This is a genomic window from Vreelandella neptunia (assembly GCF_000712975.1).
Lineage (GTDB): Bacteria > Pseudomonadota > Gammaproteobacteria > Pseudomonadales > Halomonadaceae > Vreelandella > Vreelandella qaidamensis.
In genome coordinates this window covers 504,756-517,238 of record NZ_JHQL01000002.1, presented here as the reverse complement: position 1 = coordinate 517,238, position 12,483 = coordinate 504,756, and the positions used below count along the sequence as shown (strand labels likewise).

At 51.3% G+C, this 12,483-nt stretch carries 12 protein-coding genes; 5 read left to right on the top strand and 7 right to left on the bottom strand.

Translation table 11 applies throughout. The features are described from left to right. The first annotated feature begins 48 nt into the window (after positions 1-48). The 4 genes from fdh3B (at position 49) to moaB (ending at position 2,727) form a co-directional block, all read left to right on the top strand. Positions 49-663 (top strand): formate dehydrogenase FDH3 subunit beta, encoded by a 615-nt coding sequence (gene fdh3B, locus CR46_RS0107085; RefSeq protein ID WP_009722867.1) that lies wholly within the window; start codon positions 49-51, stop codon positions 661-663. 137 nt (positions 664-800) lie between these two features. Further along, the gene (locus CR46_RS0107080; RefSeq protein ID WP_404813856.1) at positions 801-1,790 is read left to right on the top strand and encodes a formate dehydrogenase subunit gamma; all 990 of its coding nucleotides are present in this window, start codon (positions 801-803) and stop codon (positions 1,788-1,790) included. 87 nt (positions 1,791-1,877) lie between these two features. Then, entirely contained in the window at positions 1,878-2,204 is a 327-nt protein-coding gene (locus CR46_RS0107075; protein ID WP_030071317.1) for a DUF1244 domain-containing protein, read from the top strand. A gap of 4 nt (positions 2,205-2,208) precedes the next feature. Next, positions 2,209-2,727 carry a molybdenum cofactor biosynthesis protein B gene (moaB, locus tag CR46_RS0107070; protein WP_030071315.1) on the top strand — a complete coding sequence of 173 codons (519 nt, stop codon included), beginning with the start codon at positions 2,209-2,211 and terminating at the stop codon, positions 2,725-2,727. 227 nt (positions 2,728-2,954) lie between these two features. On the opposite strand, the gene CR46_RS0107065 is transcribed toward moaB, so the two are convergent. Next, entirely contained in the window at positions 2,955-4,409 is a 1,455-nt protein-coding gene (locus tag CR46_RS0107065) for an ATP-binding protein (RefSeq protein WP_030071312.1), read from the bottom strand. A 255-nt stretch (positions 4,410-4,664) separates the two neighbouring features. Between CR46_RS0107065 and CR46_RS0107060 the strand changes: the two genes are divergently transcribed. Further along, a complete protein-coding gene (locus tag CR46_RS0107060) occupies positions 4,665-5,870 on the top strand; it encodes a molybdopterin molybdotransferase MoeA (RefSeq protein WP_030071310.1) in 1,206 nt (401 codons plus the stop codon). On the opposite strand, the gene CR46_RS0107055 is transcribed toward CR46_RS0107060, so the two are convergent. From CR46_RS0107055 to CR46_RS0107030, 6 genes are read right to left on the bottom strand one after another with little or no spacing between them, the layout of a single operon-like run. Continuing rightward, on the bottom strand, positions 5,859-6,269 hold the full coding sequence (locus CR46_RS0107055) for a hypothetical protein (RefSeq protein ID WP_051690139.1): 411 nt from the start codon (positions 6,267-6,269) through the stop codon (positions 5,859-5,861). The two genes, CR46_RS0107060 and CR46_RS0107055, sit on opposite strands and share 12 nt — an antisense overlap. Before the next feature lie 3 nt (positions 6,270-6,272). Then, a complete protein-coding gene (locus CR46_RS0107050) occupies positions 6,273-6,860 on the bottom strand; it encodes a chemotaxis protein CheW (RefSeq protein ID WP_030071305.1) in 588 nt (195 codons plus the stop codon). Continuing rightward, positions 6,857-8,569, bottom strand: coding sequence for a diguanylate cyclase (locus CR46_RS0107045; RefSeq protein WP_051690138.1), 1,713 nt, complete (start codon positions 8,567-8,569; stop codon positions 6,857-6,859). The genes CR46_RS0107050 and CR46_RS0107045 overlap by 4 nt, the downstream gene beginning before the upstream one ends. A 54-nt stretch (positions 8,570-8,623) precedes the next feature. Next, positions 8,624-8,980, bottom strand: a complete 357-nt coding sequence (locus CR46_RS0107040) for a response regulator (protein WP_030071301.1) — start codon at positions 8,978-8,980, stop codon at positions 8,624-8,626. A gap of 25 nt (positions 8,981-9,005) precedes the next feature. Further along, positions 9,006-11,132 (bottom strand): hybrid sensor histidine kinase/response regulator, encoded by a 2,127-nt coding sequence (locus CR46_RS0107035; protein ID WP_030071299.1) that lies wholly within the window; start codon positions 11,130-11,132, stop codon positions 9,006-9,008. Further along, on the bottom strand, positions 11,132-12,478 hold the full coding sequence (locus CR46_RS0107030; protein ID WP_030071297.1) for a CheR family methyltransferase: 1,347 nt from the start codon (positions 12,476-12,478) through the stop codon (positions 11,132-11,134). The genes CR46_RS0107035 and CR46_RS0107030 overlap by 1 nt, the downstream gene beginning before the upstream one ends. Between the last annotated feature and the right edge of the window lie 5 nt (positions 12,479-12,483).

Sequence of the window (12,483 nt, the reverse complement as noted above, 5' to 3'; positions counted from 1 at the left end):
GACAGAACCCAGCGTGGCCTAGTGCCGCGCTGGTGAGAGGAGAACACCATGGCTCAAATGAAATTTATGTGTGACGCCGAGCGCTGCATCGAGTGCAACGGCTGTGTCACCGCCTGTAAAAACGCCAATGATGTAGAGTGGGGCATTCAGCGACGCCGCGTGGTGACGCTTAATGACGGCGAAGCGGATGAAATGTCGATTTCAGTTGCTTGTATGCACTGTGACGACGCGCCCTGTATGGCCGTTTGTCCGACCGACTGCTTCTATAAAACCGACGATGGCATCGTGCTGCACGATAAAGACTTGTGCATTGGCTGTGGCTACTGTCTTTATGCGTGCCCCTTTGGCGCACCGCAGTTCCCTCAGCAGAATGCATTTGGTGAGCGCGGAAAAATGGACAAGTGCACTTTCTGTGCAGGCGGCCCAGCAGAGAGCAAAGAGGAAGAGTACGAGAAGTACGGCTCCAACCGCATCGCGGAAGGCAAGCTGCCGCTATGCGCGGAAATGTGCTCTACCAAAGCCCTTCTAGCGGGTGATGCTCAAGATGTTGCCGATATTTTCCGTCAGCGTGTCGTCCATCGTGGCCATAAAGATGGTGCTTGGTCGAATAACCCCCAGGCCAGTACTGACAACCTTGCCTACGATGCTGCCCGTAAAGGGTAAGGAGGCGTGTCATGACATCAATGACCATAACAACAACGACCTCTCAGGTGCCTTCACAGGCACCTTGGTTGAGGGCGTTTTTCCAGCGCTGTTGGCGTATCGGCATCCTGTTACTGCTGGTGGTTGCAAGTTTTGGCATGTCTCAACTAGCGGTTGCCCAAGCTGATACAGACCGCGAAATGGTAACCGCTGCTCCTGGTATTAGTGCCGACCAGTGGCGGCAGGTTCGCAGTGGAGAAACAGGGCCTAACTATCGCGACTCGCGTTTTGACAGTAACTACAACCTGATTAATTCAAGTGGTGAAACTTGGCGGCAGATCCGCAACCGTTGGGTGTCACCGTTTGGGTTGATTACGGTTGGTGGGATGATTGCAGTGATTGCGCTGTTCTACTTTATTGTTGGGCGCAAACACCTCGATGAACCGCGCACAGGGCGAAAGCTTTTTCGCTGGTCGTTGCTTATGCGGTCGCTTCACTGGACCGTGGCTACGCTGTTTATCACCTTAGCGTTAACCGGTTTGAATCTGCTATTTGGTAAATTTGTGTTTCGCACGCTGTTTGGCGATGCCGTTTGGGCGTGGATGATCTCCGCTTCCAAAGTACTGCATAACTACCTCGGCCCGGTGTTTGGCATCCTGTTGGTGGTGCTGCTGCTCAAATTGCTGAAAGACAACATTCCGAAAAAGCACGATTTGCAGTGGTTCAAAATGGGTGGTGGGCTGGTGGGTAAAGGCCACCCAGATGCAGGCTTTGCCAACGGTGGTGAGAAAGCGTGGTACTGGCTGTTAGCAACTGCTGGGTTGGTGGTGGTAGCCAGTGGCTTTGTACTCGACTTCCCCAACTATGGCCAAGGCCGTGACACTATGCAGTGGGCAAATATTATCCACGCAGTGGGTGCGCTGGGTTTAACGGCGGTTGCGCTAGGCCATATTTATATTGGCACCGTCGGAACGGAAGGTTCACTGGAAGGTATGACCACAGGCTATGTCGATGAAACCTGGGCCAAAGAGCACCACAACTTGTGGTACGAAGAGGTCAAAGATCAAGCCCTAAGCGAAGAAGAAGTCGCGGCACAAAAAGCGGGTAGCAGTAGTGGTGGCGATGTTTCCGCCACTAAGCCTAGCTAAGCCGTTTGCTGAAACGCTTTTCGACACCGCCTTCGGGCGGTGTCTTTTGTTATGCTGCTTCACAGTCACTTGATAAGAGGATCGGTAATGTCATCGTTCAATGAACTAGACCAAACCACGCGTACAGAACTAGAAGCTGCCGCGTTTCGCCGCTTGCTACAACATTTAGACGATAATAAAGATGTGCAAAATATCGACCTAATGATTCTTGCTGACTTCTGTCGTAACTGCCTATCTAAATGGCTAGTTACGGCAGCAGATGAGCAAGGTAAAGCACTGGACTATGACGCTGCCCGTGAGTATGTCTACGGCATGCCCTACAGCGAATGGAAAGCCCACTACCAAGGTACCGCAACTCCTGAACAGCTAGCCGCATTAGAGGCTCGCCAAGCCCAGAAAAAAGCCAAGGAGTAAGCCCATGGACAGCATGGAGCCCTTAAAAATAGCGGTATTGACGGTATCGGATACGCGCACGGAAGAGACCGACCGCTCTGGACAAGCGCTGGTACAACGTTTAACCGAAGCAGGTCACACCCTAGCCGAAAAGCGCATCGTGCCAGATGACGTCTACCAAATCCGCGCGGTCGTTGCCCAGTGGATTGCCGATGCCAACGTTCAGGTGGTGATTACCACGGGCGGCACTGGCTTTACGGGGCGTGACTCGACGCCTGAGGCGGTGTCCGTGCTACTGGATAAGCGTATTGAGGGATTCGGTGAACGTTTTCGCCAGCTGAGTGGTGATGAGATTGGTAGTTCAACCATTCAAAGCCGCGCGTTAGGTGGCTTCGCTAATGCCACAGTCATGTTTTGCCTGCCAGGTTCAACCGGCGCCTGCCGCACTGGTTGGGACGGCATTTTGGCGGAACAGCTCGACAGTCGTCACAAACCCTGCAACTTCGCCAACCTCGTCATTCCAGGCCGGGGGCAGCATGGCTGAAAGCGTTCGTGTTTATAGCTGTTACTAGCTGAAAAGTAAGGCTACAATTTTCTAATGTCACATGGCCTGCCCCTGTAGGCCATGTGACAGTGTTCTTTCTTGGCGCTCTGCCTGCCGTAGGATCAAGAGTGGATCAAGAAAACTAAAAGTCTAACTCATTAATTAACATAGTTTTTAGAGAAGAAAAACGTAAGTTAGCTAGAATGAATCAAAACACGATCAAGAAATCATGCCCACTGCGGGACGTAACCTGCTCTTGGGTGCTCGGGATCTGCTTCGCGTATTAATCCAGCTTCTTTTGCCTTTTTAATGACCACAGATGCTTGAGAAGCATTGCGGCTTTCAATTCCGAATCGCGCGCATAATGTCGCGTTCTTCATTCGCTCCCCTGTTAAAAATTTAAGCACAGCATGCTGGTAGCATGCCCTGGTACGCTCTTCTGGTGTCATCTGGGCAAAGTGGCGAGGCCCGTAAAGCACGACCTGCATGGCGTTACCTTCTTCTCGAAACAGCGGTGGAGGCAACTGGAACATTTCAATGGAAGCAATCACCTTATCCAGGCCGCTACCTTGCTCTTCACACATCCCCATTCGCCGCATCAGCGACGCTAGCGCTTCATTTCTCGAACGGGGCGGGAGATCAATCATTCTGTCTGCGGGCACTAATGGCTTACCAGGATTAGTTATCTCTATGCGATCTTGAAAAACTTCGATCTGCGGGCCAGCTCCAGAAATAGTCATATTCTGATGGATCAGCGCATTGGCAATCACTTCACGAACCGCGATGGTCGGAAATAACGGCTCTTCGGTGCGTAGTGCTACATCTATATGTTCATTTTTCGGCAGAATGCTGTTAATAAACTCAATGAGTCCTTCAAAACCAACGGCATAGCCTTTTTTACCTTCTACTCGGTGGCTTACCTGCGCTGCACGATTTTTTCCTAGATAAGCAGTGAAACGGACTGCTTTACGCGCCAAAGCGCTATCAAACTGAGTGAGGTCGGCAGCGAAAAGAATGGCACCTAGGTTGGTGATGTTCCAGTGTCCACCCACATCTTGGTGAATCAGGCGTTCGGCTGCTAGCTTATCGAAAATTCCCTGTCGATTATCTGGCAATGGTTGTTTGGTGAGTTTGAAATAGCTACTGTAATCCAGCAGATCCAATACATCATCACCGCTGATGTATTGCCGTGCCACTGCGTGCTCCCAGGTGTAGGGTCGCAGACGCTCAATAAGTTGCTGATAACGCTCTGGATAATCTGTTAGCTTAGGAGTTGCGCTACCAATTCGAATGTAAGGGATGTTTTTGAAAGCAACGGGCGCAGCGGTCGCTGCGGGTATTTCTAGAATAACCACATTGCCATGCGGATGTTCGATACGTCTAAATTGGAATGGAATGCTGGGTTGTAATTGTCGTGCCAGCCAAAACGCCAGTTCTTGCCCATTAGCCTTTTGTGTATGTGGATTGAATTTAGACCCGATCACGCTAAGCGTTGCATCGTCAATTCCCCAAAGCATGTAAGCGGTATCCTTACCAATCAGGCGTGCCGCATTAGCCAACGCTGAACAGCGAACCCCAATCATCTCAGGTTCAAAATTATCTTTTTTGAACTCTAACCAATCGGTTTCAGAACCTTGAGCTAATAGCTCATTGATCAAATCAGTATCGCGTTGCTGGGACATAGCGCTAGGCTCTCTTTTTTGGGTGACTGCCCAACGGCACCAGCGATTCTTTTTGTCTTAGGCTGCTTGGAATGCCGCTTAGTGAAGACATTAGCTAGCTGTTTCTATCCGTTGATCGTGGCATTCTACCTATACCGATCATCTAATTCTTGGGTTTCACTACTTCAATTTTCCTGTTTTTAGAGACGACTATGCCACTATTTCATAATAACCAGCTTATGTTTAACAACCTCGTCATTCCAGGCCGGGGGCAGCATGGCTGAGTTACAGCCGATAAGTGCCGCGCTTGAAGCGCTGCTAGCCGATGTCACTCCGCTTGGCGCTGAGCGTGTGCCGCTTGATGCGGCAGCTGGGCGTGTGTTGACCGACGCTGTTAACGCACAGCTAGACGTCCCGCCATTTGATAACAGCGCAATGGATGGCTACGCGCTTCGTGCCAGTGATGCGGGCAAGTGGCTGCCGATCAGCCAGCGTATTGCGGCGGGCAGCCCCGCTGTACCCTTGGCACCAGGCAGTTGTGCGCGCATTTTTACCGGCGGTGAGATTCCTGATGGCGCCGACTGTGTAGTGATGCAAGAGCGGGTAACGCAGCACGGTGACCAAGTATTGATGCCGGATGCACTGCCGGTGGGCGACAACGTGCGCCGCCAAGGGCGTGATGTACACCAGGGGGAGCTGCTGCTGGCGGCAGGCGAGCGCCTGGAGGCGGCAGCGCTGGGGCATTTGGCGGGGCAAGGAATTACCCAGGTGAGCGTGCGTCGTCGGCCGAGAGTAGCGCTACTGTCGACGGGTGACGAAATAGTTGACCCTGGCACGCCGTTAAAGCCAGGTCAGCTATATAACTCTAATCAGCCGATGCTGAAACGATTGCTAGAAAACTTTGGTGCGGAGGTGGTACAGCGGGTTAGTGTGCCTGACGATTATGCCCAGACGGTCAAATTATTAACGCAAGCCGCCTCCGTCGCTGATGTGGTTGTCAGCACCGGTGGGGTTAGCGTCGGAGAAGAAGATCATGTTAAGGCTGCGCTGGAATCGCTAGGCCAATTAGATATGTGGAAACTGGCGATTCGCCCAGGAAAACCGTTGGCGCTAGGCCGTCTGCCACGTGAAGATGGCAGCGAGGCGCGTTTTGTAGGGCTGCCGGGTAACCCTGTTTCTGGGTTTGTGGGCGCGTGGTTGTTTTTACGTCCTTTGATGGGAAGCCTACTGGGTTGCTCAGCGTTGAGCGCCTTGCCTGCCCTAATGGCCACGGCTAATTTCAACACGAGTACTGGCCCACGCCAGCACTATATGCGTGTTGCGCTGCGGTTTAGCGAGGAGGGCGTCATAGCTGATGCGTTTGAAGACCAAAACTCAGGCGTGCTTTCATCGTGTATTAGTGCTGACGCATTAGCGGTGATTGACCCGCACCAGCAGATAGAGAAAGGCACGCCGGTTCGCTGTTTATGGTTACAGCGTTAGGTCTGGTTTAAGCGCTGCGCCATCAAATAACAAGCGTACCGTTTGGTTGGCCAACGCTAAGCCTCGCAGAGCGGGGCTTGCGTGGCGTGCAGCAATTAGAGCGGGCAATGGAAACAGTTCCACTATTGGCGTATGTGCTAAAACAACTTCTCCCGAGACACCTAACTGCCAAGCGCCATCGGCATCTTGCAGGGTGAGCCAGTGAGTAGGGGCTATGCTTATTAGTTGAGTATTAAGCAGTAGGCGCTCAGCATTGGCGCATCGTGGTAAGCGGGCTATGTTCGCTAACCCAGTGATATGACGTGCTTCAATGGCGGCCAGGGTCTTGCCAGCATTAAATAGCACTAAGGCAACATGGGACGGTGGGTCTGAGGAGTGCTTCGGTGCACCATTTACCATGACTTACCCTAAGCCTTGCTGATAAGCACTGAATAACGCGTCTGGGTCGAGTAAAACAATGGCTGCGCTGCGTTTTTCAGAATAACCTTCAGCTGCTTCTCTCTCGCTCTCTTCCGGCGTTGCTTCAGGTTGCCAGAGCCCACTTACATAGGGCGTTAACTGTCTGGAAAGGGTGTCTGGGGCGGGTTTTAGCGTGCTGATCGGAATGTCGCAAACATCGTCTAAATGGTCGATACGAACGGCGCTACGAATGCCTGCTGCAGTAACTAATAACAGCATGCCCGTTTGTTCTGCAGGGGGAAGCTCAAGCAGTGACCGCAGCGTCATCACCGATTCAATGTTGCCGCGTAAGTGAATCACACCTTCCATCGAGTCGGGCAGCCCAGGCACAAAATACACGGGTTGGTCACCGTTCAAAATTTCATTGACCGCACTGCCAGGGAAGGCGAAGCGTTGACCGGCTAAACGAAATAGCACCAACTGCTGGCAGGGTTCGTCCACATCAATAATCGACTCGTCGTTACTCTGGCGTGCTAGCGCTTCTTCAAGAGAGATAGCTTGTGCATCACGTTGTGGAGCAGTATCGGTCATTGTTTTCCCGTGTCACGTTGTGCTGCGCTACGATGGTTTGGGTCATGCTCTTTACTGATCACTACTTGATTACGCCCTTGCCGCTTAGCAAGGTAAAGCGCTTGGTCTGCGCTAAGGCGTAACGCTTCAGTGGAAGGCTGGTTAGGAAAACTGCTAATGCCTGCACTGAAGGTGCAGCGAAAGCGCTCTCCACCGGCATGAAAATCCACTAGTTCAAAATCGTGGCGCAGTTCATCAATAAGTTCGGCTGCGCGTTCTGCAGTGATCCCTTTTAGTAATACAACAAACTCTTCCCCACCATAGCGTCCAATAATATCGGATACGCGCAAGCGAGTTTTTAGCAGCCGAGCCAGTGTGATAATGACCTGATCACCCGCTAAGTGCCCATGGGTATCATTGACGGTTTTAAAATGATCGATATCCAGCATGGCCATGGCGTGCTGGCTGCCTTCGCGATAGGCATGGGCGAGGGCTTTACCGATCATGTCAGTGGTGGTGCTATGGTTATAAAGCCCCGTCATGCTGTCTTGGGTCATCAGAGAGCGCAGTAAATGCAAGCGTTCGGCACGCAGCTGTACCGCAGAGACCAGTTCATCGGGGGTAACAGGCTTAGTAATAAAGGCCTCTACGCCTGCGGTCATGGCCGAAAGCTGCTTTTGGCTGTCTGTTTCGCTAGATAGATAAATAATCGGCAGGCCAATATGCGCGGATTGCTGGCGAATAATCGTCGCCAGCTCTTCCCCAGAACACACTGGCATATAGACATCAATTAGCAGTAAGTCAGGACTAAAACGGTCCAGCGCCGCTAACGCATCCGCAGGGTGATTAACCTGCTGAACAATCATACCTGCTTCTTCAAGAATCAATGAGTGATAGGCCGCTGCTTCTGGCTCATCATCAACGACCAATACGCGCAGAGGCTCTTCATCTAGTGGAGTGGTGAGTTCATCGATGGCTAACATTAAATCCAGTGGCTTAATGGGCTTAGTAAAGTAGCCATTGCAGCCAGCACGAACAGCGCTCAGCCGTGAATAAAAATCGCCGTAGGATGACAATACAATAGAAGGCAGCCGTTCTCCGGTGAGCTTGTTCAGGCTGGTCAGCGTTTCAGTACCCGCGGTGTTACCTTGAGGAAACTGCACATCCATGATGATAGCGTCGGGTCGACGGGTAATGACCGCGTTAAAGAAAGATTCGGTGTCTTCAAAATGAACCACTTCATGGCCGAAACAGCGCAGGTGATGCAGCAGCTGACTAACTTGGTCGGGTTCGTCGTCGCATAAATAGATTAGCCGTTGACGCTTACTGCGTGGCTGTGCAATGGCCGATGACAGCTCAATACTGTTAAGCGATGCCAGCACCGTCTGCTGGCCTTGCTGGGACTGCAAATACTTAATTTCCTCGGCAAGCTGTTGAAAAAGCTGAGGTATCAAGCTGTTTAATGTAGGTGGAGTAGGGCTTGTTTTTAGCGCTTCTTCGCCTTGATTGGCTAACATCGCAATGCGCTCAAAGCCTAACGAGCGCCCTGTACCTTTTAAGCTGTGGAAAAAGCGATGGAGTTCAGGCGCTAAGCGTGACTCTGCCTCCAGCGACAGGTGGCTTTGTTGCCACTTGTCGGCGGTTTGCTGTAAACGTGCTGGCAGCTGTTCAATAAAACGGTGGCGCAAATGGTTCAGCTTTTCGTGCAGCGTCGGAGCAGAGGATGACATCAGACTACCTGTTTATGTGGGCAAACGATGCGTCGTGAAGCAGATAGCTTAGGTTTAACCATTGAGCGCTTGGGTCACGGCATGTTGGAGTGTAGAGGTTAGCTGCGCATCTTTTTGTAAGCAGGCATTCAAGCCTGGTGTTTGCAGTAGCTCTGGCTCAGGGGTGTCGCCGCTGAGTAAAATAAAAGGCAGAGAGACGTCTTGTTCACGCAACATTTCCAAAAATTCGATGCCATTAATAAGCGGCATATGCATGTCGCTGACAATAAGCTCGATAGTATCCAGGTTGTCCAAGTGTTGAACAGCCTCCATGGCATCATTGGCCATGATCGTTGTATAGCCTTGAAACTCAAGTAACGCTGCTGTCATTTCACAGGCTAATGGGTCGTCGTCTACGACCAAAATTTGCATGATTACCCCCCACCATGAAGTGTGCTTAGCCGAGTAAAGCTCTCAGCGTGTCCACTAAATTATTTTGATCAAAACTACCTTTAACAATATAGGCATCAGCGCCTACTTCAATGCCACGTCGGCGATCCGCTTCTTTTTCTCGTGATGTAATAATGATAATAGGCTTATAACGATAAAGCTCATTTTCTCGCAGACTTGCAGTCAGTGCAAAACCATCCATGACAGGCATTTCGACATCGGTTAGCACGGCATCAAACGAATCAGCAAGGGCTTTATTAAGCCCATCACGGCCATTTTCTGCCAGTGTGACCTGATAGCCCCATGCCTCTAAAACGTCTTTTTCAATTTCACGGGTGTTCAGTGAGTCATCGACAACCAGTATACGATGCGCCTGGAGCGGTTGTTCCGTTTTCACTAACGTCCGTGGTGCATAGCGACGTGAGTGCTCCAGTAATGTTGGTACATGTAAAAGGCTGACCAGCGTATTGCGCCCCAGAGTGACCATACCCGATACCAACGGCAAATGGCGTAAATGGGCGGGTAAAGGCTTAATCACCATATCGCGTTCATCCACTAACGCATCGATAATTAACGCGAGTTTTTGATGACGTTGATGTACGACAAGTAATAGCAAATTATCAGCAGTAGAGGGCGTGTAGGAAAGGCCTAATAATTCTGCGAGAGAAACGACTGGAACAAATTCGTTACGTAAGATTAGTGTTTTTTGCCCAGCAGCATCGATAAAGTTCGTTGATAGATGCTCTACAAGCTCTGATACATAAGGTGCCGTGATACCTAGCGTGATGGTACCCACTTTTATCAACAGAACACGCATCATGGCCAGCGATAAAGGCAGGCGCAGGGTAAAGCAGGTGCCTTTGCCGGAATGGCTGGAAAGATGTAAATCACCGTTGAGTTCATCAATAACGGTTCGTTTGACGACATCCATGCCCACGCCGCGGCCTGAAAAATCGGTAATCAGCGGTTTGGTTGAAAAGCCGGGCAGGAAAATAAGCTCTAGGGTTTCCTGTTCGGTTAGGGCAAGCAACTGCTCTTCGCTGAGCAGCTGCTTGGAGAGCGCCTTGCGGCGTACCGCTTCTAGGGAAATACCCGCGCCGTCATCGCGCATTTCAATCACTACCCAGCTGCCGTCTTGCCATGCCTCTAGCGACAACTGCCCCCGAGCAGGCTTACCCGCTGCTTGGCGTTCATCGGGTGCTTCCAAACCGTGATCTAGTGCATTCCGCAGCAGATGAATAAGCGGGTCCGACAGGCGATCTATCATTTGTCGGTCAAGTTCAATTTCACTGCCGTGAACACGGCAATTAACCTGTTTGCCTAGCGAATGGGCAAGGTCTCTGGCCATTTGGGATAAGGGGTCAAACACCACGCTCAACGGTAACATACGCATCTGCAGTGCTCGATCATGAAGGTCACTCATTAGCCCGTCGTGGGAAAGCACGCTGTCTTTCAACTCGCGGCTAAAGGCGTTAAAGGGGGCCTGCTGATCTTTGGGAAGAGCCGCGCCGAGGCTGCGAGCTTGTTCTACCAGGGAGTGCAAATGATGGTGCCCTGATAATACTTCGCCCATTAGGCGAATCACGTCATCCAAACGGTCAAGGCGCACGCGTACCGTATCTGTTAAACGCAGTTCTTGAGCCGGAAGTGCTGGGCTCTTTGTGGTAGGCGGTGTAACGCTAGGTTCGCTGTTCACGAGTGCTGCTGTTTCAGGGAGCCGTTCAGACGTTGGGGTTAGCTTTCCCGCAGCGGCGTTTTCCAGCGCTTGGCAGAGCTGGCTATCAGCCTCGGGTAGCTCTGCGGGTGGCACATTTTGGGCAAGTTGACTGACCAGGTCCGACAGGGCATCCGTCGCCTGATTTAAAAGACATGTGATATCCGGCGAGACGGTTTGTGATCCGTCACGCAGTGCGCTTAATAACTCTTCAGTGCTGTGAGCGATCGCTGTAATGGGCGTCAGCTTCAGCATACGTGAAGAGCCTTTCAGCGTATGAGCAGCGCGAAATAGCTCGTTAATTCGCTCTTGCTGGGTGTCGCCTTGTTCAAGTGCTTCGATACCTTCCCTTAAACGGGGCAAGTGATCCGACGCTTCTTCAATAAAGCGCTGAATAAAGCGTTTAATATCCAGTGCCATTAACCCACTCCCTGTGTGGCCGTTTGTGCACGAAGGTGACGAGTTGCCAAAAAGTAGGCATCCCCAGGTGAGATAGGCGGCTCAATGATCGTTAACCCACCATCGGCCTGTTTTGAGGCATCCAATAGGCGAATAACCGCTGCGTAGCCACGCTGACGCTGCGTTGGGGCATCGTTAAGCTCGCCTAAACGGAAAAGTTCGGCTTGAAAAAAGTGCGCTGGCCAGCAATCCGGAGCCACATAAATAGCGCGCTTGAAATAATCATAGGCATCCGTAAAGCCCTGCTGCCAACGAGCAACTAAACCTGCCAGTAGCAGCGCATCAACACTCCAAGGTTGTTGGGCTAACAGTTTGGAAAGTAGCGCGGCGGCTTCAGAAAACGCGTTCTGGTTGAGTAACTGATGAGCCTGCAGTAAGGCTTCGTTAAACGACGTCAGCGACTCGAACTCAGCGTTATCCTCAGAGGGTGAATAATTATCTACCTGCACCGGCGGGACTAGCCACTCATCATCGTTATCGTGTGGCTCATCATTAGCCGGTAGAGCGCTGGCCTGCGCCTCCTGGAAGAAAAACACCCCCTGGGCCTGCTGTAGTTCCAAAACGCCCAGATCGTTGCCTAAGGTTTCCGTGACGCCACACAACAAAACGCCATTTGGCGCCAGTAACTGTTGCAAATGGCGCTGTATATCGCGTCGGGTCGATTCGTCAAAATAGATCGATACATTGCGAAATAAGATAACGTCGAAGAGGCCGATTTTGTCAGTATTTGGCTGTAACACGTTGAACGAGCGAAAAGTTATCCACTGACGAAGCGTCTCCTCTATTTTGAAGCGTCGACCCTCTGGGCGAAAATAGCGGTGTTTAAGCGCAGGGCTCAGTGCCCGAAACGACATGCCGCTGTAAATGCCCTGTTGGGCTTTGCTAAGTACCTGCTGATCAACATCTCCGCCGGTAATATGGAAGAGTTGTTTGGCACGTTCGCCGTAACGCTCAAACAGCGCAATAGCGATACTGTAGGGTTCTTCGCCCGATGAGCAGCCCGCGCTTAGAATGGCCAGTGGCTTACCTTTTTCAGCTAGTCGCTTTGGAAGATGAACATCGGCTAACCAATCAAGTGCCTCTGGTTCTCGATAAAAGTAGGTTTCGTTTACCGTTAACTGACTAATAAAATGATTAAACAACACGTCGTTTTGCGCTAATTGCGCAATAAGCGATGATGTATCAGATACGTTGGTTTCGGCTTGAAGAGTATCAATGGCTTTCACTAAACGAGCTTCAGCAAGGCCTTCTAAGTGTAAACCACAGCGACGGCGTACGAGATCCTTAAACGGCGTTAGCGAATGTATGGAAC

Bases quoted from the DNA above. Each gene is read 5' to 3' on its own strand.
- fdh3B (WP_009722867.1), top strand. From the start codon at position 49: ATGGCTCAAATGAAATTTATGTGTGACGCCGAGCGCTGCATCGAGTGC.
- CR46_RS0107080 (WP_404813856.1), top strand. From the start codon at position 801: ATGTCTCAACTAGCGGTTGCCCAAGCTGATACAGACCGCGAAATGGTA.
- CR46_RS0107075 (WP_030071317.1), top strand. From the start codon at position 1,878: ATGTCATCGTTCAATGAACTAGACCAAACCACGCGTACAGAACTAGAA.
- moaB (WP_030071315.1), top strand. From the start codon at position 2,209: ATGGACAGCATGGAGCCCTTAAAAATAGCGGTATTGACGGTATCGGAT.
- CR46_RS0107065 (WP_030071312.1), bottom strand. From the start codon at position 4,409: ATGTCCCAGCAACGCGATACTGATTTGATCAATGAGCTATTAGCTCAA.
- CR46_RS0107060 (WP_030071310.1), top strand. From the start codon at position 4,665: ATGGCTGAGTTACAGCCGATAAGTGCCGCGCTTGAAGCGCTGCTAGCC.
- CR46_RS0107055 (WP_051690139.1), bottom strand. From the start codon at position 6,269: ATGGTAAATGGTGCACCGAAGCACTCCTCAGACCCACCGTCCCATGTT.
- CR46_RS0107050 (WP_030071305.1), bottom strand. From the start codon at position 6,860: ATGACCGATACTGCTCCACAACGTGATGCACAAGCTATCTCTCTTGAA.
- CR46_RS0107045 (WP_051690138.1), bottom strand. From the start codon at position 8,569: ATGTCATCCTCTGCTCCGACGCTGCACGAAAAGCTGAACCATTTGCGC.
- CR46_RS0107040 (WP_030071301.1), bottom strand. From the start codon at position 8,980: ATGCAAATTTTGGTCGTAGACGACGACCCATTAGCCTGTGAAATGACA.
- CR46_RS0107035 (WP_030071299.1), bottom strand. From the start codon at position 11,132: ATGGCACTGGATATTAAACGCTTTATTCAGCGCTTTATTGAAGAAGCG.